Annotated in this window: 18 protein-coding genes; 11 read left to right on the forward strand and 7 right to left on the reverse strand. The window is 73.4% G+C overall.

The window, feature by feature from the left end; genetic code table 11:
- The first annotated feature begins 529 nt into the window (after nt 1-529).
- Genes CRP49_RS28545 through CRP49_RS28570 form a run of 6 tightly spaced genes read left to right on the forward strand, consistent with a single transcriptional unit; the run spans nt 530 to nt 15,773 of the window.
- On the forward strand, nt 530-7,489 hold the full coding sequence (locus tag CRP49_RS28545; RefSeq protein WP_097255935.1) for a type I polyketide synthase: 6,960 nt from the start codon (nt 530-532) through the stop codon (nt 7,487-7,489).
- Nucleotide 7,490: 1 nt separating this feature from the next.
- The gene (locus CRP49_RS28550; RefSeq protein ID WP_097255936.1) at nt 7,491-12,377 is read left to right on the forward strand and encodes a type I polyketide synthase; all 4,887 of its coding nucleotides are present in this window, start codon (nt 7,491-7,493) and stop codon (nt 12,375-12,377) included.
- Nucleotides 12,374-12,694 (forward strand): acyl carrier protein, encoded by a 321-nt coding sequence (locus tag CRP49_RS28555; protein ID WP_094219583.1) that lies wholly within the window; start codon nt 12,374-12,376, stop codon nt 12,692-12,694. Before CRP49_RS28550 ends, CRP49_RS28555 begins: the two co-directional genes overlap by 4 nt.
- A 3-nt stretch (nt 12,695-12,697) precedes the next feature.
- Complete coding sequence (locus tag CRP49_RS28560; protein ID WP_097255937.1) at nt 12,698-13,510, forward strand: alpha/beta fold hydrolase; 813 nt, start codon at nt 12,698-12,700, stop codon at nt 13,508-13,510.
- Entirely contained in the window at nt 13,507-14,709 is a 1,203-nt protein-coding gene (locus CRP49_RS28565; protein WP_097255938.1) for a glycosyltransferase, read from the forward strand. The genes CRP49_RS28560 and CRP49_RS28565 overlap by 4 nt, the downstream gene beginning before the upstream one ends.
- Nucleotides 14,706-15,773 (forward strand): class I SAM-dependent methyltransferase, encoded by a 1,068-nt coding sequence (locus tag CRP49_RS28570; protein ID WP_179851776.1) that lies wholly within the window; start codon nt 14,706-14,708, stop codon nt 15,771-15,773. The genes CRP49_RS28565 and CRP49_RS28570 overlap by 4 nt, the downstream gene beginning before the upstream one ends.
- 278 nt (nt 15,774-16,051) lie before the next feature.
- Here CRP49_RS28570 and CRP49_RS28575 read toward each other — a convergent pair whose 3' ends face one another.
- Nucleotides 16,052-16,984 (reverse strand): lysylphosphatidylglycerol synthase transmembrane domain-containing protein, encoded by a 933-nt coding sequence (locus CRP49_RS28575; RefSeq protein WP_101372834.1) that lies wholly within the window; start codon nt 16,982-16,984, stop codon nt 16,052-16,054.
- 415 nt (nt 16,985-17,399) lie between these two features.
- Here CRP49_RS28575 and CRP49_RS28580 point away from each other — a divergent pair, with 415 nt between their 5' ends.
- Entirely contained in the window at nt 17,400-18,044 is a 645-nt protein-coding gene (locus CRP49_RS28580; protein ID WP_097255939.1) for a DedA family protein, read from the forward strand.
- 7 nt (nt 18,045-18,051) lie between these two features.
- Here CRP49_RS28580 and CRP49_RS28585 read toward each other — a convergent pair whose 3' ends face one another.
- Complete coding sequence (locus CRP49_RS28585; RefSeq protein WP_097255940.1) at nt 18,052-18,579, reverse strand: gamma carbonic anhydrase family protein; 528 nt, start codon at nt 18,577-18,579, stop codon at nt 18,052-18,054.
- 108 nt (nt 18,580-18,687) lie between these two features.
- Between CRP49_RS28585 and CRP49_RS28590 the strand changes: the two genes are divergently transcribed.
- Entirely contained in the window at nt 18,688-19,452 is a 765-nt protein-coding gene (locus CRP49_RS28590) for an acyltransferase (RefSeq protein WP_097255941.1), read from the forward strand.
- A gap of 1 nt (nt 19,453) precedes the next feature.
- Here CRP49_RS28590 and CRP49_RS28595 read toward each other — a convergent pair whose 3' ends face one another.
- On the reverse strand, nt 19,454-20,311 hold the full coding sequence (locus tag CRP49_RS28595) for an EamA family transporter (RefSeq protein WP_097255942.1): 858 nt from the start codon (nt 20,309-20,311) through the stop codon (nt 19,454-19,456).
- A gap of 112 nt (nt 20,312-20,423) precedes the next feature.
- Here CRP49_RS28595 and CRP49_RS28600 point away from each other — a divergent pair, with 112 nt between their 5' ends.
- A complete protein-coding gene (locus CRP49_RS28600) occupies nt 20,424-20,996 on the forward strand; it encodes a helix-turn-helix domain-containing protein (RefSeq protein ID WP_067005762.1) in 573 nt (190 codons plus the stop codon).
- Nucleotides 20,997-21,039: 43 nt separating this feature from the next.
- Entirely contained in the window at nt 21,040-21,600 is a 561-nt protein-coding gene (locus tag CRP49_RS28605) for a YbaK/EbsC family protein (RefSeq protein ID WP_097255943.1), read from the forward strand.
- Between the two features lie 36 nt (nt 21,601-21,636).
- Here the strand turns inward: CRP49_RS28605 and CRP49_RS28610 are convergent, their stop codons facing one another.
- Nucleotides 21,637-22,725, reverse strand: coding sequence for a cation diffusion facilitator family transporter (locus CRP49_RS28610; protein WP_097255944.1), 1,089 nt, complete (start codon nt 22,723-22,725; stop codon nt 21,637-21,639).
- A 73-nt stretch (nt 22,726-22,798) separates the two neighbouring features.
- On the opposite strand from CRP49_RS28610, the gene CRP49_RS28615 reads away from it, so the two are divergent.
- Nucleotides 22,799-23,152 carry a metalloregulator ArsR/SmtB family transcription factor gene (locus CRP49_RS28615; protein ID WP_097257579.1) on the forward strand — a complete coding sequence of 118 codons (354 nt, stop codon included), beginning with the start codon at nt 22,799-22,801 and terminating at the stop codon, nt 23,150-23,152.
- 61 nt (nt 23,153-23,213) lie between these two features.
- On the opposite strand, the gene CRP49_RS28620 is transcribed toward CRP49_RS28615, so the two are convergent.
- The 3 genes from CRP49_RS28620 to CRP49_RS28630 all read right to left on the reverse strand — a co-directional run bounded on the left by CRP49_RS28620 (nt 23,214) and on the right by CRP49_RS28630 (nt 26,761).
- Nucleotides 23,214-24,437 carry a 4-hydroxybenzoate 3-monooxygenase gene (locus CRP49_RS28620; RefSeq protein WP_097255945.1) on the reverse strand — a complete coding sequence of 408 codons (1,224 nt, stop codon included), beginning with the start codon at nt 24,435-24,437 and terminating at the stop codon, nt 23,214-23,216.
- A gap of 75 nt (nt 24,438-24,512) precedes the next feature.
- Nucleotides 24,513-26,150: an APC family permease gene (locus CRP49_RS28625; RefSeq protein ID WP_097255946.1), complete on the reverse strand. Its 1,638-nt coding sequence runs from the start codon at nt 26,148-26,150 to the stop codon at nt 24,513-24,515.
- Nucleotides 26,151-26,353: 203 nt separating this feature from the next.
- Nucleotides 26,354-26,761 (reverse strand): CoA-binding protein, encoded by a 408-nt coding sequence (locus CRP49_RS28630; protein WP_097255947.1) that lies wholly within the window; start codon nt 26,759-26,761, stop codon nt 26,354-26,356.
- Nucleotides 26,762-26,777: the final 16 nt, after the last annotated feature.

Genomic DNA, 26,777 nt, shown 5'->3' on the forward strand with positions numbered 1-26,777 from the left:
GGGGCCACCGCGGAGACGCGGTGGCCCCCGCCCGCCGTCCACCGGCCATCTCGCCGTCCGACCGGGTGCGAACGGCCATCTCGCCGTCCGACCGGGTGCGAACGGCCATCTCGCCGTACGGCGCGGGCGAACGGTCATCTCGGCGTCCGGCTCGGGTGCGTGCCGGGATCGAGCCACCGGGTGGACGTCATGCGGAATTTACAGAAACCGAACCCGTGTCCCGCGATGTTGCTCCGAGGTGAGTCCCCGGTGAGTCCGCGGTGAATATGCCCGGCGCTTTGACGGGCTTGTGGGGGTGTGCCGAGAGGGCCGGTACGGCCGTGCGGTCGTGGGGCGGAAGGGGATTGCTCGGATTTCCGGCGCTTGCGGGGGAATTCGGCGGGCTGGCCGAATCGATGCCACCGCCCGCGAAAAGGACGCGGCGTTATTGACCCGCCAGTAAGCACCTCGCTAGGTTCCGGTGGCCTCGCACCAGAGTGTCCTGCCGCACACCCCCCACCGTGCTGTCTTGCCGATTCTTCGGAGCATCATGACCTCCCCCGTGCGCGCCCAAGACCTGATCCTGTGTCTCACCCCCTTCGCAGAACCCGACGCCGGGCCGGCCGCGGCCGCCTGCGGCGCCGGTGCGCTCGGCATCCTCGACCTCGGCGACGGCGACCGACGATCCCGCGAGGAGCTGAACCGGCTGAGCAGAGCGGCGCCGGGGCCCTTCGGCGTACGGGTGACCGGGCGCTGCGCACTGGACCCCGGCGAACTGGCCGGCGCCCCCGACACCGTGGTCCTCGCCCCGGACGCACCCTGGGACGTGGGTGAAGTGGCTGCACAGTACCGGGTGTTGACGGAGGTCACGGATCTGGCGCAGGCGCGGGCAGCGGTGCGCGCCGGGGTTCACGGGCTGATCGCGCGGGGTGCCGAGAGCGGTGGCCGGGTAGGCGGGCTGAGCACGTTCGTCTTGCTCCAACTGCTCCTGTCCGAAAGTGGGTTGGAGGTTCCCGTCTGGGCCTGTGGAGGCATTGGCCCCCGTACGGCGGCTGCCGCGGTGGCCGGCGGCGCGGCCGGTGTCGTCCTCGACGGCCAACTGGCCCTGCTGGCCGAGTCGCGGCTGCCGGAGGCGGTCCGGGCCGCGGTGCGCTCCCTGGACGGTTCCGAGACCGTGGTCGTCGCCGGGCACCGGGTACTGCGCCGGCGCGGCCCGGACGCCCCGCCACCACCACCGGACGACGCGGACGTGGTCGCTTCCCTGCTCGGCGCACAGGACCTGCACCGCCAACTCCTGCCTGTCGGCCAGGACGGCTTCCTCGCGGCGCGGTTCGCCGAGCGGTGGGGGGATGTGCGGCGGACGGTGCGTGAGGTGAGGGCGGCGATACGGGAGGTTGTGGCCGGGGCCGCCCCGCTCGGCACTGGCCCGGCCGCCTCGCTCGGCTCCGGCTCGATCGATCCGCTCGACCACGGCCCCGCCCGTGCTCTCCGCCCCGGCTCCCCCATGAGCCATGCGCTCGGGACCCGGCTTCCGGTTGCGCAGGGGCCCATGACGCGGGTCAGTGATCAGGCGGCCTTCGCTGCCGCCGTCGCCGCGGACGGTGCGTTGCCCTTTCTGGCGCTGGCGCTCGCCGACGGTGAGCGGACGCGGGCGATGCTGACCGAGGCGCGTGCCGTGCTCGGCGGGCGGCCCTGGGGCGTGGGTGTGCTCGGCTTCGCGCCCGAGGACGTCAGGAACGCCCAGTTGGAGGCCGTACGGGAACTGCGCCCCACGCACGCGATCATCGCGGGTGGACGGCCCGCCCAGGCCGAGGCGCTGGAGCGGGCCGGGATCCGGACCTTCCTGCATGTGCCCTCGCCGGGGTTGCTGCGACAGTTCCTGCGGGCCGGGGCGCGCCGGTTCGTGTTCGAGGGGTCCGAGTGCGGCGGGCACGTGGGACCGCGCGCCTCCTTTCCGCTCTGGGAGGCCCAACTCGCCGTACTGGAAGACTTCCTGGACGAGGAAGCCGATGCCGAAGCCGCGCGGCGGCTGGAGGTGTTCTTCGCGGGCGGGATCCATGACGAGCGGTCCGCCGCGATGGTCGCCGCCCTGGCCGCACCCCTCACCGCCCGGGGCGCCGCCGTCGGTGTCCTCATGGGCACCGCCTACCTGTTCACCGAGGAGGCCGTGGCGCACGGCGCGATCCAGCCGCTCTTCCAGCGGCAGGTCCTGACCGCCACCACGACCGCCCTGCTGGAGACCGCACCCGGCCACGCCACCCGCTGCGTGCCCAGCCCGTTCACCTCCGACTACCGCGCCCGCGAAGCCGGGCTACGCGCGTCCGGCCTGCCCGACCGGGAGGTGTGGGAGGCGCTGGAGCGGCTCAACGTCGGACGGCTGCGCATCGCGAGCAAGGGCGTCGAGCGGTCGGCCCAGGGCGAGTTGACCGGAGTGGGCGAGGAACGGCAGCTCAGTGACGGAATGTTCATGGCCGGCGACGTGGCCGTGCTGCGCTCGGCGACCACCACCGTCGCGGAGCTGCATCGCGCGGTGACCGACGGCGCCGCCGACCTCCTCACCGCCCGGGCCGCGCGGCCGATCGCCTCGCAGGCCCCCGAGCCGGAGCCCCCCGCCCCGCTCGACGTCGCCGTGGTCGGCATGGCCTGCATGTTCCCGCAGGCCCCCGACCTCGCCACCTTCTGGGCCAACGTGGTCGCCGGACACGACGCCGTCACCGAGGTCCCGGCCGACCGGTGGGACCCGGCCGTGCACCACGAGGCCGGCAGCACGGCGTCCAAGTGGGGCGGGTTCCTGCCCCGCATCCCCTTCGACCCGCTGCGCTACGGCATCCCGCCCGCCTCCCTCGGCAGCATCGAGCCGGTCCAGCTGCTGTCCCTGGAGGCGGCCCGGCGCGCCCTGGAGGACGCCGGATACGGCGACCGGGGACGGGAGTTCGACCGCTCGCGCACCTCCGTCGTCTTCGGTGCCGAGGCGGGCAGCGACCTGTCCAGCGCGGCCACCCTGCGCGCCGTCCTCCCGTCGTACTACGGCAAGGTCCCCGACGGTCTGGAGGAGCAGCTGCCCCGGCTGACCGAGGACTCCTTCCCCGGCATGCTCGCCAACGTCATCTCCGGCCGCATCGCCAACCGGCTGGACCTCGGCGGCGCCAACTACACCGTCGACGCGGCCTGCGCCTCCTCCCTGGCCGCACTCGACGTGGCCTGCAAGGAACTCGTCTCCGGCAGCAGCGACGTCGTGCTGTGCGGCGGGGCCGACCTGCACAACGGCATCAACGACTTCGTCCTGTTCTCCTCGGTGCACGCCCTCTCGCCGACCGGCCGCTCCCGCGCCTTCGACGGCTCCGCCGACGGCATCGCCCTCGGCGAGGGCGTGGCCTGCGTGGTCCTCAAGCGGCTCGCGGACGCCGAGCGCGACGGCGACCGCGTCTACGGCGTGATCAAGGGCCTCGGCTCCGCCAGCGACGGCCGCTCCCTCGGCCTGACCGCACCCCGCCCCGAAGGACAGCGGGCCGCCCTGCTGCGCGCCTACCGCAACGCCGGCGTGTCACCCGCCGAGGTCGGCCTGGTCGAGGCGCACGGCACCGGCACGGTCGTCGGGGACCGTACCGAACTCGCCGTACTCGGTGAGGTGTTCGCCGAAGCGGGGGCCGCAACCGGCACCTGCGCGCTCGGCTCGGTCAAGTCGCAGATCGGGCACACCAAGTGCGCCGCCGGACTCGCCGGCCTGATCAAGACCACCCTCGCCCTCTACACCGGCGTCAAGCCGCCCACGCTCCATCTGGACCGGCCCAACCCGGCCTGGTCGGAGGAGGACAGTCCCTTCGTCTTCCACACCCGCGCCCAGCCCTGGGCGGCCCCCGCCGCGGAACGGCTCGCCGGAGTCAGCGCGTTCGGGTTCGGCGGCACCAACTTCCATGCGGTGGTGGGGGCTCACGACGGTGCCGTACCGCCTCAGCAGACCCTGGACGCATGGCCCGCCGAGCTGTTCCTCTTCCGCGGGAAGGACACGGCGGCGGCCCACCGGGACGTCGAGGAGATCCTGCGGGCCGCCGAGTCCGACGGCCGCCCCTGGCGCCTGCGCGACCTCGCGCTCGCCGCCGCCCGGCGTGCGGACACCTCGCACGAACCGGTGCGGGCAGCGGTCGTGGCGCGTGATGTCGACGACCTGATCGGGCAGCTCAGACGGATCCTCGCCGGGGAGCACGAGCCGGCGGACGGCAGCCCCGCCGACGGTGCGGCCAAGGTCGCCTTCCTCTTCCCCGGCCAGGGCAGTCAGCGGCCCGGTATGCTCGCCGACCTGCTGGTCGCCCTGCCCGAGCTGCGCCACTATCTGCACCTCGGCCGCGGCCACGCCGACACCCTGTACCCGCCCGCCGCCTTCGACGAGGCCGCCCGCGAACGCCGCCGGGCCGACCTCACCGACACCCGGGCCGCGCAGCCCGCCCTCGGCATCACCGGCCTCGCCGCCCACGCCTTCCTCACCGCCGCGGGCATCCAACCGGACCTCACGGCCGGGCACAGCTACGGCGAACTGGTCGCCCTGAGCGCGGCCGGAGCCCTCGACCCGGAGACCCTGCTGGAGCTGAGCACCGAGCGCGCGAGCGCGATCCTGGCGGCCGCCGGCGACGAACCCGGCACCATGGCCGCCGTGGGGGCCGGTGCCGAGGACGTCGCACGCGCGCTGCGCGCCGCGGGGGCGCCCGAGTCGGTCGTCGTCGCCAATCACAACTCGCCCGAGCAGTCGGTGATCTCGGGTCCCACGGCCGAAGTCGAAGCCGCCGTACGCCTGTTGCGGGAGGCGGGGCTCGGGGCGCGCCGCATCCCGGTCGCCTGTGCGTTCCACAGTCCGGTGGTGGCCGCCGCCGGGGAGCGGTTCGCCAAGGTCCTCGCGGACAAGACGGTACGGGCCCCCGAGTTCCCCGTCTGGGCCAACCGCACAGCAGCCCCGTACCCGCACGACGGTGACGCCGTACGCGGCGAACTCGCCGCACAGATCGGCGCGCCGGTCGCCTTCGCCGCCCAGATCGAGGCGATGTACGAGGCGGGAGCACGGATCTTCGTGGAGGCGGGCCCCGGCTCGGTCCTCACCCGGCTCGTCGGCCAGATCCTCGGGGACCGCCCGCATCGCGCCGTCGCCTGCGAGCCCCGTGCCGACAGCGGCCTGCCCGGCTGGCTCGACGCCCTCGCCCAACTGGCCCTGGCGGGGCTGCCGGTGCGCACCGCCTGGCTCCTGCGGGGCCGTGACGCCGTCGACGCGCTGCGGACGCCGGCGCCGCGGCGGCCCGGCTGGACGGTCGACGGACACCTCGTCCGCACCGCCGACGGAGCACTCCTCCCCGGTGCCCTGGCACCGGCCCGACGAGTCGTGGAGACGACTGTGACGACGAACCCGCAGTACGGCGCCCCGGCCGGCCAGGACGCGCTGATCTCCGAATTCCTGCGCACCAGCCGGGAGATGATCGCCGCGCAGCGCGATGTGCTGCTCACCTACTTCGGTGCGACACCCGGAGCGACCCCGCCGGCACCCGCCGCCCCCGCACCGCTCCCACAGGCCGTGCTTCCGGAACCGGTCCAACTCCCAGCGGCTGAGCCATCGTTGCCCCAGACCGTCGAGCCCGAGCATGACGTCGAGCGTGTCGTCCTGGAGATCATCAGCGAGCGCACCGGTTACCCCGTCGACATGATCGAGCCCGACCTCGACCTGGAAGCGGATCTGAGCATCGACTCGATCAAACGGGCCGAGATAGCGGGCGAACTCGCCAGACGCCTGGGGATCGCGGGCGGGGCGGAGACCCTGGACGACGCGGAACTGGAGGAGCTGGCCAAGGCGCGTACGGCGGCTTCGGTGACGGCCTGGTTGATGGCGCGGGTCGGCGCAGGGGCCGAGGCCGACCGGGAATCCGCAGCAAGAACCGAGGCCGAGCAGGAACGCGTAGCAAGAACCGAGGCCGTCCGGGAACCCGCAGCAGGAGCCGACCAGGGAGCCGCGGCCCCGCACGAGCACACGCCCCTCGGCGAAGCCCCGAAGCGCTGCGAGCTGCGCCCGGTGCCGCTCCCGGACCCCTCGGCCAACCCCGCCGCCACCCTCTCCGGCCGGCGGTACCTCCTCCTCGGCGACGGCGGGGGAGCGGCGGCCGAGGCAGCGGTACGGCTCCGTGCGCACGGCGCCGACGCGGTGACCGCCGACCAGGCCCACCTCCTCGGCGAGACCGGCGACAGAGTCGATGGCAGCGTCGACGGCAGAGTCGACGGCGTCCTGTACCTGGGCGCGCTCCCGAGCCCGGAACTCCCGGTGCTGCCCGACGCCTTCCCCGTGCTGCAGGCGGCCCTGGCGCGCGCACCGCGCAGCCTGCTGGCCGTCCAGCCGGCCGACGGCGAGGCGGCGACCCGGTCGGCCGGTCTCCACGGCCTCTTCCGTACCGTCGCCCGGGAGTACCCCGACACCCTCGCCCGGATCGTCACCGTCCCCGACACCGCACCCGCGGCCGTCGCCGACGCCCTGCTCGCAGAGCTGCTCGCGCCGGACCCGGCTCCCGTCGTCCTGCGTACGGCCACCGGGCAGCGGCACGGGTTCGAGCTGGTGCCCGCGCCCCTGGGCCCGCTCGGCAGCACCGGCGCGGGACCCGCCGGTGACGGCGCCGCCGAGGCCGCCGCGCTCGGCCTGGACCGGGACTCCGTGGTGCTGCTGGTCGGCGGGGCCCGGGGCATCACGGCGCGATTCGCCGCCGCGCTGGCCGCCGCGAGCCGCTGCCGTATCGAGCTGGTAGGCCGCACTCCCGCGCCCACCGCGCCCGAGACCCCGGAGATCGCCGCCGCCCGCACCGCCGTCGCACTGCGTGCCGCTCTCGCGGGGACCGGCTCGCTCAAGCCGGCGGAGGTCAACCGGGCCGCCGAACTCGTCCTGGCCCAGCGGGAGATCACCGCCACCCTCGCCGAACTGGCGGCCCTCGGCAGCGAGGCCCGCTACCGCTCGGTCGACTTCCGCGAGCAGGACGCCGCGCTCCAGGCCGTCAAGGAGATCCACGCCGAACACGGCCGGCTCGACGGAGTCGTCTTCGCCGCCGGGGTCATCGAGGACCGGCTGATCGCCGAGAAGGACCCCGACTCCTTCAGGCGTGTGTACGGCACGAAGACGGCCGGGGCCGCCGCCCTGCTCGGCGCGCTGGAGGACCTGCCCGACGGACCGGGATTCACGGTGCTGTTCGGCAGCATCGCCGCCGTCCTCGGCAATCGAGGCCAGGCCGACTACGCCGCCGCCAACGACGCCCTGGAACGCCTCGGCGCCGACTGGTCCGAGCGAACCGGCCACCGTGCGCTCACCGTCCACTGGGGCCCCTGGGCGCCCTCGGGCATCCACAGCGGCATGGTCGGCGAGGAACTGGGCCGGGAGTACGCCCGCCGCGGGGTGAAGCTGATCGACCCGGACGAGGGCACCGCGGCCCTGCTCCGGGAACTCGCCTGGGGCGACCGCTCGGCCCGCGCCGTCGTCTACACCGCGTCGGGCTGGTGAGATGACGGAGCCTCAGACTCCCGTCGCCGTGGTCGGGATGGCGGTTCTGCTGCCCGGTGCCGCAGGGCTCGACGCCTACTGGCGCAACCTGCGCGACGGCGTGGACGCGATCGGCGACGTCCCCGAGGGCCGGTGGGACGCCGGCTACTACCGCCCCGGCTCCGCCACGGAGCCCGCCGTCGCCGACCGGATCTACTGCCGGCGCGGCGGATTCGTGGACGGACTGGCCGAGGTCGAGGTCACCCGGTACGGCATCATGCCCGCCTCGGTGCCGGGCACCGAGCCCGACCAGCTGATCGCCCTCGACGTGGCCGCCGCCGCGCTCGCCGACGCGGGCGGCACGGACCGGCTGCCCGAGCGGGACCGGATCGGCGTGGCCCTGGGGCGCGGGGGCTATCTCACCCCCGGCCTGGTCCGGCTCGACCAGCGGGTGCGCACCGCCGGACAACTCGTCCGCACCCTGGGGGAGTTACTGCCCGAGCTGTCGTCCGCCCAACTGGACCGGGTGCGGGAGGCGTTCACCGAACGGCTCGGCCCGGACAGCCCCGAGTCCGCGATCGGCCTGGTCCCCAACCTCGCCGCCTCCCGCATCGCCAACCGGCTCGACCTGCGCGGCCCCGCCTACACCGTGGACGCAGCCTGCGCCTCCTCGCTGGTCGCCGTCGACCAGGCCGTCACCGAACTCACCACCGGCCGTTGCGACTTGATGCTGGCCGGGGGAGTGCACCACTGCCACGACATCACCCTCTGGAGCGTCTTTTCCCAGCTCCGCGCCCTGTCCCCGACCCAGCGCATCCGCCCCTTCCACCGTGACGCCGACGGCATCCTCATCGGCGAGGGCACCGGCGTCGTCGTACTCAAACGGCTCGCGGACGCCGAACGCGACGGCGACCGCGTGTACGCGGTGATCCGCGGGACGGGCGTGGCCAGCGACGGCCGTACCGCCGGGCTCGTCACGCCCGATCCCGGCGGCCAGACCCGTGCCGTGCGGCAGGCCTGGCGGGCGGCCGGACTCGACCCCGCCGCACCCCACTCGATCGGCCTGCTGGAGGCGCACGGCACCGCCACCCCGGCCGGGGACGCCGCCGAACTCACCACGCTGGCCGAGGTGTTCGGGCCGGGTACCGCTCATGGCGACGAGCGGCCCGTCCTCGGCTCGGTGAAGTCGATGATCGGCCACACCATGCCGGCCGCCGGAGTGGCGGGCCTGGTCAAGGCCGCCCTCGCCCTGCACCACGGCATCCTGCTGCCCACCCTCCACTGCGACGACCCCCACCCCGCCCTCGCGGCCACCCGCTTCCGCACCCTGGACCGGGCGCGCCCGTGGGAGACCGGCCCGGAACAACCGGTCCGGCGGGCCGCCGTGAACGCCTTCGGGTTCGGCGGGATCAACGCCCACGTGGTGCTGGAGGAGGCGCCGGGCGCGCCCGTACGGTCACCCGCCCGCACCCGGCACCCGGACGCCGCACGCGTTCTCGCGGCCGATGGGGCTCCGTCCCCCGCCCGCTCCCGGCACGAAGGCACCGTCACCGAGCCCGAACGCGTCCTCCTCCTGGCCGCCGACGACGCCGACGCGCTCGCCGCCCTCCTCGACACCGACGACTCGGCAGTCCTCGCCTCGGGACTCGACCCCGCGCATCCGCACCCGAACGCCGGCCCGGCCCGCCTCGGCATCGTCGACCCCACCGCCAAGCGGCTCGCCCTGGCCCGCCGCGCGGTCGGCAAGGGGCGTGCCTGGCAGGGCCGCAGCGACGTCTGGTTCCGGCCCACCCCGCTGCTCGGGCCCGGCAGGCTGGCCTTCGTCTTCCCCGGTCTGGAAGGCGACTTCGCGCCCCGCGCCGACGACATCGCCGCCCACTTCGGCCTGCCCCCGCTCACCGCGATCGGCACGGACGTACGCGTCGACGACGTCGGTCGGCACGGCTTCGGGGTCGTGGGCGTGGGCCGGCTCCTGGACACCGCGCTGCGCCGCATGGGGGTCGTACCGGACGCGGTCGCCGGGCACAGCGTCGGCGAGTGGACGGCCATGGCGGCCGCTGGACTCTACTCGGGCGCCCAAGTGGACGCCTTCATGGCCGAGTTCGACCCGGACACGGTGACCGTGCCGGGCCTGGCCTTCGCCGCGCTGGGCGCCTCCGCGGACCGTGTCCGGACGGCGCTTGCCCAGGCCTGGTCCGGCTCCGGGATCGTGCTCTCCCACGACAACGCGCCCCGCCAGTCGATGGTCTGCGGTCCGGACGCGGCGGTCCAGGAGTTCGTACGGTCCTTCCGCGCCCAAGGCGTCCTGTGCCAGGTGCTGCCGTTCCGCTCCGGCTTCCACACGCCGATGCTCCAGCCGTATCTCGCCCCCATCCAGCAGGCCGCCGACCGCTTCCGGCTCCACCCGCCGACCGTGCCGGTGTGGTCCGGGACGACCGCGGCGCCCTTCCCGTCCGACGAGGCGGCGGTGCGCGAGCTGTTCGTACGCCACCTGCTGGAGCCCGTCCGCTTCCGCGAACTGATCGAGTCCCTGTACGCGGCGGGCCACCACACCTTCGTCCAGACCGGCCCCGGCCAACTGGCCTCCCTCATCGACGACACCCTCGCCGACCGCGACCACCTGGCCGTCGCCGCCAACTCGCCTCATCGCTCCGGAATGGCCCAACTTCGGCGCGTGGTGACGGCGTTGTGGACGGCGGGGGCGCGCGTGGCACCGGCGTTGTCGTCTGCTTCCGCGCGCGGGGCGGCGGGCCGCGTGGAAGCACCCGAGTCGGCAGCCCGGGCTTGCGTGGTCGCACCCGGCCTGCATGCGCTCGCGCCGGCACCCGCGCGCCCCGCCGTCCGCCTCGACCTGGACGGTGCCCTGGTGTCCCTGGCCGGGCCGGACCTGGACGCACTGCGGTCGGAGCTGCGGCCGAGCCGGCAGACACCGCACGCCTCGCAGCCGCCCCGCCCCGACACACCCCGCCTCGACGAACTGGCCACCCGCTTCCCGGCCGCCGCCGAGCTGACCGCCCTGCTGCGGGACACCGCGGACACGGCGGCGGAGCTGATCGCGGCGAGCGGCCGCCGAAGCGACAGCGCGCCGGGCCCACGCAGAACCACCGTCCCCGCAGCCACCGCCGGCGCACCATCCCCGACTTCCGCATCCCGCGCCATCGCCCAGGCCGCTGCCTCGGCACCCCCGGCTGCCGCCCCATCCATCGCCCAGGCCGCTGCCTCGGCACCCCAGGCTGCCGCCCCGGCCGCCGCACCCCGCACCCCAGCCTCCACCTCGCCCCCGCCCCCGTTCACCACCCCCCACCCCCCGTCCACCACCACAACCCTCCACGTCTCCCCCCACACCATGCCCCACCTCCTGGACCACTGCTTCTTCCCCCAACGCCCCAACTGGCCCGACATGGAGGACCGTTGGCCGGTGGTCCCCGCCACCACGATCGTCCGGCACATGATGGACGCGGCTCAGGACGCGGCATCCGGTCTGCGCGCCGTCGCCGTGCACGGTGCCCGGTTCGACCGGTGGCTCACCGCCACGCCCGCCGTCGACGTGCCCGTCACCGTCACCCCTGAGCCCGGCCGCCCGGACCGTGTCGCCGTCGCCTTCGGCCCCACGGCCCGCGCGGTGGTCGAACTCGCCCCGCACCACCCCGCACCGCCCGCGCCGAGCCCTCGCCCGGACGTCCCCGAACACACCCCCGAGCACTCCGCCGCGCAGCTCTACCGTGACCGCTGGATGTTCCACGGCCCGGCCTTCCAGGGCCTCACCGAGTTGACCGCGATCGGCGACCGCCACATCCGCGGAGTGATCACCACCCCCGCGGCGCCCGGCGCCCTGCTCGACAACGTCGGCCAGCTGCTCGGCTACTGGATCATGGCGACACGCACCGAGCGGACCGTCGTGTTCCCGGTGCAGATGCGGGAGATGCGCTTCCACGGGCCCCACCCGGCCCCCGGGACGCGGGTCGACTGCCTGCTGCGGATCACCTCGCTCACCGACACCGTCCTGGAGGCGGACGCGGAGCTGACCGTCGGCGGGCAGGTGTGGGCCGTGCTCAGCGGCTGGCAGGACCGCCGTTTCGACAACGACCCGAAGACCCGGCCCGTGGAACGCTTCCCCGAGCGCCACACCCTCTCCGAGGCCCGGTCCGGCGGCTGGGCGCTGGTGCACGAGCGGTGGCCCGACCTCGCCTCGCGCGAGCTGATCATGCGCAACTCGCTCGGCGGTGCGGAGCGCGCGGAGTACGCCGAACGCCCGCCGCGCGGCCGCAGACAGTGGCTGCTGGGCCGGATCGCGGTCAAGGACGCCGTACGGCAGTGGCTGTGGCAGCACGGCGAAGGGCCCGTCTTCCCGGCGGAGCTGCGCGTGCACAACGACGAACTCGGCCGTCCGTACGTCACCGGCGTGCACGGCCGCACCCTGCCCCCGCTGGACGTCTCGCTCGCCCACCGGGCCGAGGCGGGCGTGGCGATCGTACGGCCGCACACCCCCCATCCGGGCCCCGGCATCGACATCGAGGAGGTCACCGCGCGCGACCCCGCGACCCTCGCCACCGCCCTCGGCACGGACGAAATCCGGCTCCTGCGCACGCTCTGTGCGGACGGCCCCGACGGCGAGGACCTGTGGTTCACCCGCTTCTGGGCCGCCAAGGAGGCCGTGGCGAAGGCCGAGGGCGTCGGATTCGGCGGCCGCCCCCGGGACTTCGCCGTGCGGGAGGCCGCCCCGGACGGAAGCCGCGTCGAGGTCTCCGGGCGGCTGGAGCGCGCCTACACCGTGCACTGCGCGCAGGTGAGCAATCCGCCGGCGCTGCCCCCACGCGCCTACGTGGTGGCCTGGACGACGGGACCCGGGTCCGGCGACGGACCAGGCGACGGACGACAAGACGAAGCAGCCGAGGAGTACCCCCGATGAACCCCACCCAGCCGGTGCCGGCGCAGCCCACCACCGACACCGTGCTCGCCGACATCACCGGCATGCTCCGCACCCTCCTCGCGGAGTACGGCGAGGACGACGTGGTGATCGGCATGTCCACCACCTTCAACCGCGACCTGGAACTGGAGAGCATCGACCTCGTCACCCTGGCGGGCCTGCTGGAGGAGCGGTACGGACGGCGGGTCAACCTCGCCGAGTTCCTGGCCGGCATGGAGTTCGACGAGATCATCGAGCTGACCGTGGGCCGGCTCGTCGAGTACGTGGTGTGGAGCCTGAAGACCACGGAGGCGGGCTGAGCCATGGCGATGATCGACGCCGGCGGAATCCGCCTGCACGTCCAGCGGATGGGGCCCGCCGACGGCCGTACCCCGCACGCCACGGTCGTCCTCGTGCACGGGCTGCTCACCGACAGCCTGGCCAGCTACTACTTCACCGTCGCCCCCGCCTTCGCGGCGGCCGGCCTCGACGTCGTCATGTACGACCTGCGCGGACACGGCCGCAGCGAACGCCCGCCGGACGGGTACACCCTCGACCACAACATCGACGACCTGGAGGCACTCCTCGACCGGCTGGGGATCACCGGGCCCGTGCACCTCGTCGGCAACTCCTACGGCGGCACCATCGCCTTCGGCCACGCGGCCCGCCACCCCGGCCGCACGGCCAGCCTCACCCTGATCGAGTCCGAACCCGCGACCGCCGCCTGGGCGGTGAAACTGGGCGGCATCCTGCGCCAGGTGCTGACCGAACTCGCGCACAACGAGCCCGACGCCCTCGCCTGGATCGCCGCGAACCGCGGCCACAACACCGCCCGCCTGGCCAAGGGCGCGGCCCGGCTCGCCCGCGAGACCACCCTCGGCCGGGACATCCCCGCCAGCCGGGTGCTGACCGAGGAGCAGATCAGGGCCGTACGCTGCCCGGTCCTCGGCGTCTACGGCGGCGACTCGGACCTGGTGGACCTGGTGCCGCTGCAGGAGGAGCTGCTCACGGACTTCCGGCCGGTCGTGCTGCCCGGGCACGAGCACTCGGTGCTGGTCGAGGCGGCCCCGGCCGTCGGCGGACACATCCTGGACCTGATCCACTCCGTCGGCGGCGCGCGGGCGGGGGTCCGGTGAGCGGGTTCCTGTTCGTCGTCCCGCCCCTGGTCGGGCACGTCAACCCGGCCGTCGGCGTCGCCGCCCGGCTCGCCGCGCGCGGACACCGCGTCGCCTGGGCGTGCGCCGACCCGGCGCTGGTGCGCCGGCTCGCGGGCGAGGACGCGGAGGTGTTCGCCTGCGCGGGCCCGGTGCCGGGTGCCGACGGTGCCGTACGACCGCCCGACCTGCGGGGTGCGGAGGCGCTGAAGTTCCTGTGGGAGTGGTATCTGGTGCCGCTCGCCGACGCGATGGCGGCGGGCGTCCGCTCGGCCGTCGAGCGGTTCCGCCCCGACGTGGTCGTCGCCGACCAGCAGGCCTTCGCCGGTGCCCTGGTGGCCGAACGGCTCGGCCTGCCCTGGGCGACCTCCGCCACCACCTCGGCCGAGTTCACCGGCGCCTACGACGGTATGCCCAAGGTCGCCGAGTGGCTGCGGCAGCGCCTGGCCGAGCTGCGCGCCAGGATCGGCGACCCGGCCGGCACCGCCGACCCGCGCTACTCGCCCCACCTGCTGCTCGTCTTCAGCACGCCCGAACTCATCGGCCCCCAGGCGCCGTTGGGGCGGCGGATCCACTACGTCGGCCCGTCCCTCGACGACCGCCCCGGCGGGCCCGGCTTCCCCTGGGACCGGCTGGACCCCGGCCGGGCGAAGGTCCTGGTGACCCTGGGCACCGCCAATGCCGACGCCGGGGGCCGCTTCCTCGCGGAGTGCCGCAGCGCGCTGCGCGAACGCGCCGACCGGGTGCAGTCGGTGCTGGTGGATCCGGGCGCCACCCTGCCCGCCGACCTCGCCGACAAGGACGTGCTGGTTCTGCGGTCCGTGCCCCAACTCCCGCTGCTGGAACGGATGGACGCGGTCGTCTGCCATGCCGGACACAACACGGTGTGCGAGGCGCTCTGGCACGGCGTGCCGCTCGTCGTGGCGCCCATCCGCGACGACCAGCCCGTGGTGGCCGCCCAGGTCGTGGACGCGGGCGCCGGTGTCCGCGTCCGGTTCGGCCGGGTCACCGCACCCCGCCTTGGCGCGGCCCTCGACACCGTCCTGCACGACCGCGCGTACCGGGCCGCCGCCATGCGCGTCCGCACGGCGTTCCGTGCGGCGGGCGGAGCCCGCGCGGCCGCCACCCACCTCGAACGACTGGCCGTAGGAAGCAGCGGAGGGACAACGGAGAGCCGATGAGCGACCACAGTGACAAGAGCGAGCGCATCGCCGCCCTGCGCCCCGCCTACCAGGCCGACCTCGCCGACGGCACGGAACGCTTCTTCGCGCCCCGCCGCACCACCTGCCCCTGGTGCGAGTCGAGCCGCCTGACGCCCCGCCTGCACACCACCGACCTGCTCCAGCACAAGCCCGGCCACTTCACCCTCGACGCCTGCACGGACTGCGGACATCTCTTCCAGAACCCGCAACTGACCGACGCAGGGCTGGAGTTCTACTACCGCGACTTCTACGACGGCCTCGGTGAACAGCGTATGAGCGGCACCTTCGGCGGCCGCACCGCGATGTACCGGGACCGCGCGCAGGCGATGGCGCCGCACGACCCCACCGCGAAGAACTGGCTAGACGTCGGCACCGGCCACGGCCACTTCTGCGAGGCCGCCCGTACCGTCCTGCCCGGCACCTCCTTCGACGGTCTCGACTTCACCGACGGCGTCGAACTCGCCGCCCGTGAGGGCCGCGTGGAGCACGCCTACCGCGGCGCCTTCCCCGACCTCGCACCCGAACTCGCGGCCCGCTACGACGTGGTGAGCATGTTCCACTACCTGGAGCACAGTACCGACCCCGACCGTGAACTCCGCGCCGCCCACGAAGTCGTACGCCCCGGCGGCCACCTGCTGATCGAGGTACCGGACCCGCAGAGCCGGTACGCCCGCCTCCTCGGCCGCTGGTGGCTGCCCTGGCTCCAGCCGCAGCACCTGCACTTCATGCCCGTCGCCAACCTGCGCCGACGGCTGACCGAACTCGGCTTCACGGTGGTCGCCGAGCAGCACGCCGAGCCGCACGACCCGGTCGACCTGCTCGCCGCCGTCTGGCTGGCCCTGGACCACCTCGCCCCACGCGACGACGCACCCTGGCTGCCCGAACCCACCGGCGCCCTCCGCCGCGCCCTGCGCACCGCCCTCCTCCTCGCGGGCGTCCCGGCCCTGCTCACGGCCACCCTCCTCGACCGCTTCGCGCTACGGCCGCTGTCCCACCCCCTCGGCCTGTCCAACGCCTACCGCCTGGTCGCCCGCCGCGAGTGACCGGGCTTACGACATCGGGCTTACGACATCGGGCTTACGACGCCGGGCTCGCGACATCGGGCTTACGATGCCGGGCTCGCCGCACGGGGCTTACGACATCGGGCTCGCCGCACGGGGCTCACGACACCGGGCTCGCCGCACCGTGCTCGCCGCACCGTGCTCACCGCACGGCGCTTACGACGCTGGGCTCACCGCACGGCGCTTACGACGCTGGGCTCACCGCACGGGGCTCACGACGCCGGGCCCATCGCGCCTCGGTGCTCACAACGCACCGGCGCTCACAACACCTTGGCGCGGATCAGCGCCGACAGCACCAGGGCGCCCGGCACCAGCGGCAGCCAGTCGGTCAGCACCCGGTAGCCGATCACGGTCGCGGTGGCCGCCGCCGGCTCGGCGCCGAACGCGACCAGCGTCCACACCAGCGCCGCGTCCACCGCCAGACCACCGGGCGACGGTACGGCCCCGACGGCGGTACCGGCCGCCAGATAGGCGAGGACCACCTGCTCCCAGGGCAGCCCGAGGCCGAGCGACGCCCCCACACAGACCAGCACACCCCCCTGCAGCAGGGGCATCGCGGCAGCCCCGCCCCACAGGGCCAGCACCCGGCAGGGCCGGCCGTGCACCTCCCGCGCATCGGCGAGGGCGGAGCGCACCAGCCCCGTCACCGGGCGCCGCAACGGCCCTGCGACCGTCAGCAGCACCCCCGCCACGGCGAGCACACCGCCCGCGACGGCGGCCAGGGGCACCAGCAGTCGCCCGTCCGGTACCAGGTCCCCGAGCCGCCGCCAGGCGGGCGACGCGGCCAGGAAGGCCAGCAGCACCAGGGTCTTCGCACCGGACTTGGCCAGCGAGTACAGGCCGATCGAGGCGGTCGCCCGTTGCAGCGGCACCCCTCGGGTACGCAGGAACCGCAGCGTGACGGCGTGTGCGCCGAGGCCGGCCGGCAGCGCGTGGTTCGCGGCACCGGCGGCGAACTGCGAGGCCAGCAGGAGCCGGGCCGGCAGCCGGTCGGGCAGCGCACCCTGCCGGGCGCAGGAGGCCGCCACCCAGTTCAGACAGGTGAGCCCCACCCCGGCCAGCAGCCACCACGGGTCGGCCGCGAGCAGCCGCGCGGCCCCCTCGTACGCCACGGGCCGGTTGGCCAGCGCCCAGCCGGCGGCGAGCAGCAGGGGAGCCAGACACAGGGCGAGCCGCACCGGCCGGGCAGCCATGAGGGAGCCCCGGCGCACCGGCCCGTCGGGCCCAGGACACGAGGGAGAGACAGACGAGACAGACGAGACAGGTGATACGGGCGAGACGGCCGCGACAGCGGAGGCGGGCGGGGAGAGCGAAGACATCGGGGATATCAGGGGGGACAGCGGGGACATTGAGGACACGGGGACGTCGTCCTTCCGCATCGGGCCCCCTCGCGGGGGACCTGGGGGAAGCGGGGCGGCGAGACCGCGGAGAGCCTTCCCCTCCCGTGTGACACCTGGATGTCCGAAAACCGAAGGAGTGAGGGCGGGACGGTGCCGCCGGGTGTCCGCGGGAGCCGCCGTTCACCGCCGACCAGGTAGCCTTCCCATGGGGCGTGCCGCGCAAGCCGCGCCCCGGAAGACCAGGAAGGCGACAGGGGAGGACCCGGCGGTGCACGTCCAGGAATGGCTCGACACGGTGCCCCCGGCCGCCGTCTACGCCGTGGTGGCCCTGGTGATCGGTCTGGAGAGCCTGGGCATCCCGCTGCCGGGCGAGATCGTCCTGGTCTCGGCCGCGCTCATGTCCTCCCAGCACTCCGGCATCAACCCGATCGTCCTCGGCGCGTGCGCGACCGCCGGTGCCGTCATCGGGGACTCCATCGGCTACGCGATCGGCCGCAAGGGCGGACGCCCCCTGCTGGCCTGGCTGGGCAGGAAGTTCCCGAGACACTTCAGCGAGGGCCACGTCGCCACCGCGGAGCGCTCCTTCGAGAAGTGGGGCATGTGGGCCGTCTTCTTCGGCCGCTTCGTCGCCCTCCTGCGCATCTTCGCCGGCCCTCTCGCGGGCGTCCTCCACATGCCGTACTGGAAGTTCCTGACCGCCAACGTCCTGGGCGGCATCTGCTGGGCGGGCGGCACCACGGCCGTCATCTACTACGTCGGCGTCGTGGCCGAGGACTGGCTCAAGCGCTTCTCGTACCTGGGCCTGGCAGCAGCGGTCCTGATCGGCCTGACGTCCTTGCTGCTCATCAAGCGCAGGGCGAAGAAGGTCCAGACGGAACAGCGAGAGGCAGAACCCGTAAGCGCCGGGGAGTAGATCCGACCTACTCATGCACCCCGCGATGCGCCTTGGCCAACTCCGCATACATGGTGCCGTTGAGGGTCACTCCCTGCCGCTCCTCCTCCGACAGCTCCCGCCGAACCTTCGCCGGCACCCCCGCCACCAGCGACCCAGGCGGCACAACCATCCCCTGCGGCACCAAGGCCTGAGCAGCAACAAGCGACCCCGCCCCGATCACAGCGCCATTGAGAACGGTCGCCCCCATCCCGACAAGGCAGTCGTCTTCCACGGTGGCCCCATGCACCACAGCGTTGTGCCCGATGGAAACCCGCTCACCGACGCTCACCGGAAACCCGGGATCCGCGTGCAGCGTGACGTTGTCCTGCACATTGCTGCTCGCACCGACCTCGATCTTCTCGACGTCGCCCCGCAGAACCGCGCCGTACCAGACACTGGCCCCCGCACGCAGCGTCACGTCCCCGATCACAGAGGCCGTAGGGGCCACGAACACCCCCGGATCGACCTGAGGCTCCTTGCCCCCGATACCCACGATCAGCGCCTGCTGCGTCATCACCGTCTCCTCATGTCCGTAGTACGACGCACGGTACGACATGGAGTAGGGCAAAGATCACAGCAGCCCGCCCTCTCGCTGAAGGCAACCGCTGAGTAACGTGACCCCGTGCCGAAGCGCAAGAACACGTTCTCATCCTGGCGAGCCCGCGCAGCGCAACGCGCCGTCCACGCGGCCTGGTCATGGGTCCAGCGCACAGGATCGGTGACGGCCGAGAACCCCGGCCGGCTGAACTTCGGCTCGATCGGCGAAGCCACCCGCCTGGCCTTCCCGCTCGGCACCGTCTTCGGCGAGCCCTGGATCCACCTCGGATCCCACTGCATCATCGCCGAGCAGGTCACCCTCACCGCCGGCCTGATGCCGGACCTGGACCTCGGCCCGGACCCGATCCTGCGCATCGGCGACGGAGTCGTCCTCGGCCGTGGCAGCCATGTCATCGCCGACACCACGGTCACGATCGGCAGCGACTGCTACTTCGGGCCGTACGTCTACGTCACCTCCACCAATCACTCCTACGACGACCCGCACGAGCCCATCGGCAGGCAGTGGCCGCGCATGGAGCCGGTGGAGATCGGCCCGGGCTGCTGGATCGGCACCGGTGCCGTGATCCTGCCGGGGGCGCGGATCGGCCGGAACGTGGTCGTGGCGGCCGGCGCCGTGGTGCGGGGGACGGTGCCCGACCACGCCGTGGTGGCGGGGGCGCCCGCCCGGGTGGTACGGCGCTGGACCCCCGACGACGGCTGGCAGCCGCCCCTGCGCACCCCCGCGCCGGTACCGCTCCCGGAAGGGGTCACGCCGGAGCAGTTGCGTGCGCTCGCCGACCTCGACGAGGAGGGTGTGGAACGGCTGGCCCGCCTGGAGGCCGACGGCTGACTCAGCCGGTCGCCAGCAGCAGCGTCCCGAGCAGGGCGAGCCCCGCTCCCGCGGCCTGGATCGCGCGCAGCCGCTCGCTGAGGAAGCCGCGGGCGGCCAGCGCGGTGACCACCGGGTAGAGGGAGGCGAGCACCGCCGCCACGGTGACCGGGCCGTGCTGGGCGGCGACCGCGTAGGTGCCGTTGGCCGCCACGTCCGCGAGGCCGACGAAGGCCAGCGCCGGCAGCGAGGCCCGCGGCAGGCCGCCCTCGGGCAGGGCTGGGGTGCCCCGCCGGACCGATGCGTACAGGGCCGCGCCGCCCGCGGCGACGCTCGTCACGCGCTGCGCGAACAGCGACAGGAACAGGCCGGTGACGTTGGTCGAGGCCTCCGTGATCAGGGCGAACACCGTGCCGAAGCCCAGCGCCGCGACCAGCGTGAGCAGGATCGTCAGCCGCTGCACGGGCGCGCCCCGCAGCTGGGGGCCGCCCGCGAGGACGACACCGGTGACGGCGACCGCGATGCCCGCGACCTGCAGGGCCCCGGGGCGCTCGCCCAGGACCAGGCCCACACCGACCGGGACGGCCACACTGAGCGTGGCCAGCGGGGAGACCACGCCCATCGGGCCCAGCGCGAGGGCCTTGTAGAAGGAGAACACGGCCAACGGGCCGGCCAGACCGGCCGCGACCGCGAACCACAGCCGTGGGCCCGCCTCGCTCCAGCCGCCGGTCGCCACCACGATCACGCCCAGCACCACCGCCGCGATCGCCTGGGAGACGACCACCACCGTCAGTGCGGGCGTCCGTCGGGTCAGCAGCCCGCCGCCGAAGTCGGCCAGGCCCCACAGGAGGCTGGTGGTCAGGGCGAAGAACGCTGTCACTGGTGCCTCGCAGTACAGTTTGGTGAACGACCTGGTGCACCCCACCGTAGTTCGGTTTATTGAACTCTGCCATACAAAATATTGAACCCAATAGTGAACCCTTGGACGGAACGTGTCGGACCTCGAACTCCTGACCCAGTCCCTGGCGCGCAACGTCAAGCACTGGCGCGCGGTGCGCGGCTTCACCCTGGACGTGCTCGCCGCCCGGGCCGGTGTCAGCCGCGGCATGCTCATCCAGATCGAGCAGGCCCGCACCAACCCGAGCATCGGCACCGTCGTCAAGATCGGCGACGCGCTCGGCGTCAGCGTCACGACCCTCCTCGACTACGAGCAGGGTCCTAAGGTCCGCATCGTCCCCGCCGAACGGGCCGTACGGCTGTGGCACACCGAAGCCGGCAGCTACAACCGGCTCCTGGCCGGCACCGAGGCGCCCGGACCGCTGGAGATGTGGGACTGGCGGCTGATGCCGGGCGAGCGCAGCCCCTCCGAGCCGCACCCCGGCGGCACGGTCGAGCTGGTCCATGTCACCGCGGGCGAGCTGACGCTCACCGTGGACGGCGAGGAGTACCGCGTCCCGGCCGGCGCGAGCGCCTCGTTCGAGGCCAACACCCCGCATGTGTACGGCAACACCGGCGACGTACCGATGGAGATGGTCATGGCGGTCTCGGTGCCGCCCGTGCACTGAGACGCGGGTGAGGCAGGCGGGCGGGCCTTGCTAGCGTGCGGACATGCGCGCACCCATCGGAGACTTCGACACCGCCACCCCCGCCCCCGACTGCCTGGACGAACTGACCGCCCCGGTCGCCGACGCCGTACGCCACTGGCAGGGCGGCGGCGTCCCCGCCGACCGGATCCTCTACGTCGACACCGACCCGCGCTGGGCCGACACGGCCGTCTTCGTCGAGCACTACGGCCGCGACCTGCTGGAGCGGTCGGCGAACTGCGTGGTGGTCGCCGGCAAGCGGGGCGGCGATACCACCCTCGCGGCGTGCGTGGTGCTCTCCACCACCCGGGTCGACGTGAACGGCGTGGTGCGCCGCCAACTCGGCGCCCGCAAGGCGTCGTTCGCCGCGATGGACACCGCGACCGGCGAGACCGGCATGGAGTACGGCGGCATCACCCCGGTCGGACTGCCCGCCGACTGGCCCGTGTTGGTGGACGCGGCCGTGGTCGACCTGCCCTACGTCCTGGTCGGCAGCGGGCGCCGCCGCGGCAAGCTGCTGGTCCCGGGCAAGGCGTTCGCGGAGCTGCCCGGCGCGGTGGTGCTCGAAGGGCTCGGGGTCGCCTGAACTTCAGGGTCGCCTGAACCTCGGGGCCGCCCGAACTCAGGCGGTCAGATGATGGGCGAGCGCCAGATGCGGGTCCGTCTCGCCCGGTACCGGTGCCGGGTCGGCGTGCACCAGGGCGGCAGTGAGCCTCGGTACGGCGTGCAGCAGGGCGTGTTCGGCCTCGACGGCGATCGCGTGTGCCTCGCGGACCGACACCTCGCCGTCCACCACGACCGCCAGCTCGGCCCGCAGCCGGTGCCCGATCCACCGCAGCCGCAGCTCGCCCACCTCGCGCACGCCCGGCACCGCGCGCACCGCCCGCTCGGCCCGGTCCACCAGCGCCGGGTCGACGGCGTCCATCACCCGCCGGAACACCTCCCGCGCCGCGTCCCGCAGTACCAGGGTGATCGCGGCGGTGATCGCCAACCCGACGAGCGGGTCGGCCAGTTGCCAGCCGACGGCCGCGCCGCCGGCCCCCAGCAGCACGGCCAGGGAGGTGAACCCGTCGGTCCGGGCGTGCAGCCCGTCGGCGACCAGCGCGGCCGAGCCGATCTCCCGGCCCACCCGGATCCGGTACCGGGCCACCCACTCGTTGCCCACGAACCCGACCAGCGCGGCCACCGCGACCGCCGGCAGATGCTCCACCGGGCGCGGGTCGAGCAGCCGCCCGACGGCCGCCCAGGCCGCGAACGCGGCGGAGGCGGCGATGGTCAGCACGATCGCCAGCCCCGCGAGATCCTCGGCCCGCCCGTACCCGTAGGTGAACCGCCGGGTCGCCGCACGCCGCCCCAGCACGAAGGCGATGCCCAGCGGGACGGCGGTCAGCGCGTCGGCCGCGTTGTGCACGGTGTCCCCGAGCAGCGCCACGGACCCGGAGAGGGCCACCACCACGGCCTGCGCCAGCGCGGTCGCCCCGAGCACGCCCAGCGACACCCACAGCGCGCGCATGCCGCGCGCCGAGGACTCCAGGGCGGGGTCGAGCTTGTCGGCGGTCTCGTGCGAGTGCGGGGTGAGGAGATGGGTAAGGCGGTGGCGCAGGCCGGGGGAGGGGTGTGCATGGCCATGCGGGTGGGCGTGGGGGTGGGCATGGTCGTGGTGGTGGCCATGAGAATCCTGGCCAGGCCCGTGCGGGTGCCGGTCGCTCACGGGGATCCCCTTCCGGTGGGCGGGAATGGACGCGCGGCGCCCATGGAGCCATTATGTGCGTATGAGCGCACGCATGCACCTATCACCTGCGCATCATGCGCAGCCGCGTTCCCCGGGCGACGAGCAGTTCGTGGTGGCCGCCGAACTCCTCGCCCTGCTCGGCGACCGCACCCGCCTCACCCTGCTGCACGCCCTGACGTCTGGCGAGGCCGACGTCACCACGCTCACCGAGGCATGCGGCGCCGCCCGCCCCGCCGTCAGCCAGCACCTGGCCCGGCTGCGCCTCGCGGGCCTGGTGAGCACCCGCAAGGAGGGCCGCCGTGTGGTCTACGCGCTGCGCGACGGCCATCTGCGCCGCCTGGTCGACGAGGCGCTGAAGGTGGCCGACCACCGCCTCGCCGAGAAGGCCACCACATCGGAGCGCTGAGCCGCCCCAGGACCTGCTCGGAGCCGCGCCGGCGCGTGCTCCGCACCATGTCGGCGCCTGCTCAGAACACCGCGGCCGAGCCCAGGTACTGCTCGGCGAAGGCCGCCGCGGCGGCGGGTGAGGTGAACAGGCGGCGCAGCCGGGCGAGTGTGGTGCCGGCCCGGAAGGGGTCACCCGAGGCGACCCCGTGGTAGATGTCCGACAGCCACTGCGAGAACTCCTGGTAGTCCCACACCCGCCGCAACGACGCCTCCGAGTAGCCGTCCAGGCCGCTCCCGTCGCCCCGGGTGACGTACCCGGCGAGCGCGTCGCCGAGCAGGAACGCGTCGTGCAGGGCGAGGTTCATGCCCTTGGCCGCGATCGGCGCCGTGAGATGACCGGCGTCCCCGGCCAGCAACAGCCGCCCGTGGACGAGGGGTTCGACGACGTAGTGGTGCATGTCCAGCACCCGCTTCTCGATCAGCCGGCCCTCCGTCAGCGGTGGTGCGCCGGCCGCGCCGAGGCGGGTGCGCAGCTCGGCCCAGACCCGGTCGTGCGGCCAGTTCTCCGGATCGTCGCCGGGCGGGCACTGCAGGTAGTAGCGGGTGACCTCGGGGCTGCGGGCCATGTGTCCGGCGAAGCCGTTCGGGTGGACGCCGAACAGGACGCAGTCGGAGGAGGGCGGGGCCTCGGCGAGCAGGGCCAGCCAGCCGATGCCGTCGTCCTGCCGCGCGATCCGCGCCCGCTCCGGCGGGATCGCGTCCCGGGTCACCCCGCGTGCCCCGTCGCAGCCCGCGACGAAGTCGCAGCGCAGCAGCCGCCGTTCACCGGTCTGGGGGCACAGGTACGACACCGCGGGCCGGTCCGAGTCCAGGTCGTGCAGCCGTACGTCGCGCACGCCGAAGCGGATGTCGCCGCCGCGCACGTCGGCGTACTCCCGCACCAGGTCGGTCACCAGCAACGGCTGCGGGTAGACGTAGTGGTGGTGACCCGTCAGGTCGCCGTACGGGAACCGGTACCGCTCGCCGACGAAGCGGAACTCGCAGGTGTCGTGCACCTGGGCCCGCTCCAGCAGGTTCTTGCCCAGGCCGCGCCGGGCGAGTTCGCGGACCGCCCATTCCTCGATCACGCCGGCTCTCGGCCGGGTCTCGATGAACTGCCGGCTCTCGGTCTCCAGGACCACACAGTCGACGGAGGCGTCCCGCAGGATCGTGCCCACGGTGAGCCCGGCGGGCCCGGCGCCCACGACGACGACCGTACGGCGTTCCTCGGGCGCGGAGTTGGGGTGGGGGGAAGGGTGTGTCACCCCCGCATTATGACGGTGTCCCGTCAGCCACGGCGGAGTTGCCGCGGCCGACGGGACACCCGGTGAGGTGCGGGGTCAGTGCGCCGGAGCGTCGGTGACCACGACCTCCTCGATGCTGCGCTCGATCGCCTCGGGCTTCGACGCGGTGGCCTTGGCCCAGTAGTAGATGGCGAGGGAGAAGACCGCGATGACGAGGATGTCCCACCACAGCGGGATGGTGCCGTTGCCGCCGAAGCTGCCGAACCAGGAGATCGCGCCCAGGCCGATCAGGTAGGCGGGCAGCCACTGCGCGGCCTTGAAGTCCAGCCGGGGCGCGTCGGGCAGGTTCTTGCGGATCGCGTACGCGGCGTAGGAGCCGAGCAGCACGTAGCCGATCAGGATCGCGAAGCCGAGCCGCCACAGGGTGTCCCAGCCGGACCAGAAGATGATCAGGTTGGCGACCACGAAGGACAGCGGCGCGACGAACTTGCCGAAGGGCAGCCGGTACGGGCGCTCGTGGTGCGGCAGACGGTCGGCGAAGACGCCGTACGCCAGCGGCGCGCCCGCGTACATCAGCACGCTCGCCGAGGTGATGAAGCTGACCAGCTCCTGCCAGCTGGGGAACGGCAGGAAGCAGATCACGCCGGTGACGAAGGAGACGATGAGGCCGAACCACGGCACACCGCGCGAGTCCGTCTTGGCGAACAGCTTCGGCGCGTAGCCGTTCTTGGCCAGGCCGTAGGAGATGCGGGAGGTGGCGGTGGTGTAGATCAGGCCGGTGCCGCCGGGGGAGATGATCGCGTCGGCGTACAGGACGAGGCTCAGCCAGCCGAGGCCCACCAGCGTGGCCAGACCCGCCCAGGGGCCGCTGATGCCGGGGAAGTCGAGCTTGCCCCAGCCGTGCGCGAAGGAGCTGTGCGGCAGCGCGACGATGAACACGACCTGGAGCAGGATGTAGATCACCGAGCCGATCGCGACCGAACCGAGGGTCGCGCGGGGCAGGTCACGCTTCGGGTTGCGGCTCTCGCCGGCCAGCTGGATCGCCTGCTCGAAGCCGAGCAGCGCGAAGATGATGCCGCTGGAGCTGATCGCGCCGAGGATGCCCTTGGCGCCGAACGGCGCGAAGCCCTCGGAGGTGAAGTTGCCCGGGTGGAAGTTGCCGATGGCGATGACGAAGATCGCGGCGAGCGGGACGGCGATCTTCCACCAGGTGGCGGCGCTGTTGGTGTGGGCGAGGACACGGACGCCCAGGAAGTTGACCGCGACGAAGACCGCCATGAGGACCACCGCGGTGATGATGCCGCTGGCGGTGAGCGTTCCGTCGGTGCGCTGCAGCCCGTCGGCCCAGCTCCAGTGCTTGGCGTAGCCGATCATGGCCTCGACCTCGATCGGCGCCACGGTGGCCGCCTGGAGCCAGGAGAACCAGCCGAACGACATGCCGGCCAGGCCGCCGAAGGCGTAGTGCGGGTAGCGGGCGGTGCCGCCGGCGACCGGGAACATGCCGCCCAGCTCCGCGTGCACCAGCGCCAGCAGCACGATGGCCACCGCGCCGATCACCCACGAGATGATCGCCGCGGGGCCCGCCACCACGACCGCCTTCTCGGCGCCGAACAGCCAGCCGGAGCCGATGATGGAGCCCACGGAGGCCCACATCAGACCGATCAGGCCGACGTCACGGCGCAGACCGCCGTGGTCCTTCGTGGTTATGGGCGCTGCATGGTCGACTTTCACCATGTCAAGTGGCCTCTCAGATCGTTTAACACAGGCTTAACGAACAACAGCGCCACACCGTAGGGCCGCTTTCCGTGCCGACAAAAGAGCCTTGGTGAAGTCTTGACCTTGGATCTTGCCCCTCTTGGGCTCGGCATTCACACAGGTCAGAGGGTGACTCGAATGTCAATATTCAGCTGTGAATTGTGAGAAGAAGGTGAGACAGGTCAGCTCAGAAGGGGAATTTCGATCGCCGGGCAGCGGTCCATGACCATGTCAAGACCGGCGGCTTGGGCCCGTTCGTGGGCGGCCTCGTCGACGACTCCGAGCTGGAACCAGACCGCCTTCGCGCCCTTGGCCACGGCTTCGTCGGCGACCGCCCCGGCCAGCTCGCTGTTGACGAAGACGTCGACGACGTCGACCTCGAAGGGGATGTCCGCGAGGGAGGCGTAGCCCGGCTCGCCGTGCACCGTCTCCGCCTTGGGGTGCACCGGCACGATCCGCTTGCCGTAGCGCTGCAGCACCTGCGCCACGCCGTACGCGGCCCGCCGTTGGTTGGCGGACAGGCCGACCACGGCCCAGGTGTCACCCAGCTCGGTAAGAATCCTGCGGATCGTCGCTTCGTCGCCGTACACGGCGGCCTCCTCGGGC

Origin of the sequence: Streptomyces sp. Ag109_G2-15 (assembly GCF_900215565.1) — a bacterium.
GTDB classification, from domain to species: Bacteria; Actinomycetota; Actinomycetes; order Streptomycetales; family Streptomycetaceae; genus Streptomyces; species Streptomyces diastatochromogenes.